Annotated in this window: 1 protein-coding gene; it reads left to right on the top strand. The window is 67.7% G+C overall.

Going from position 1 to position 626, the window contains the following annotated elements:
- On the top strand, nucleotides 1-514 hold a 514-nt coding region (locus HMPREF0731_RS22600), incomplete at its 5' end, for a glycosyltransferase family protein (protein WP_007006602.1).
- Nucleotides 515-626 lie beyond the last annotated feature (112 nt).

The raw sequence follows: 626 nt of genomic DNA on the forward strand, positions 1-626 counted from the left end.
GGGCAGCGACACCAAGACGCCGCGGCTGTTCCGGGGCGCCGGCGCCTCGCCGGTGCCGGGGGCGGCGCCGCTGGAATTCCTGATCTCCTCCGGCACGTTGCTCGACCTCGCGGCGCTGGAGCGGGTGGGCGGCTTCCGCGAGGATTTCTTCATCGACGCCGTGGACATCGAATGGTGCTTCCGCGCCTGGGCGCGCGGCTTTTCCTGCTGGATGGCGCGGGATGTGGTGATGCCGCACCGGCTGGGGCGCGGCATCCTGCGGGTGCCGGTGCTGGGCCTGCACCTGGCGGTGCAGCCGGATTTCCGCCTCTACGCCTATGCCCGCAACCAGGCGGCGATGCTGGGCCTGGCGCATGTGCCGCTGCGCTGGAAGGCGAAGCTGCTGCCCTATCTGCTGGTGCAGGCGCTGGCGCACAGCCTGGCGCAGCGCCGGCCGGGCCTGCCGGGGGTCTTCCTGCGCGGGGTGTGGGATGGGGTGCGCGGCCGGCTCGGGCCGGTGGGGCCGGGAAGGTAAGCGTTCTTTTTTAAAAAAAGAACCAAAAAACTTTTGTCCGTTTAGCGGCCCGCTTTGCCGGGAGACGGCGGCAGCCTGAAAAAGTCTTTTTGCTTCTTTTTCTTCAGAAAAA

The sequence above is a fragment of the Pseudoroseomonas cervicalis ATCC 49957 genome (assembly GCF_000164635.1).
Classification (GTDB): domain Bacteria; phylum Pseudomonadota; class Alphaproteobacteria; order Acetobacterales; family Acetobacteraceae; genus Pseudoroseomonas; species Pseudoroseomonas cervicalis.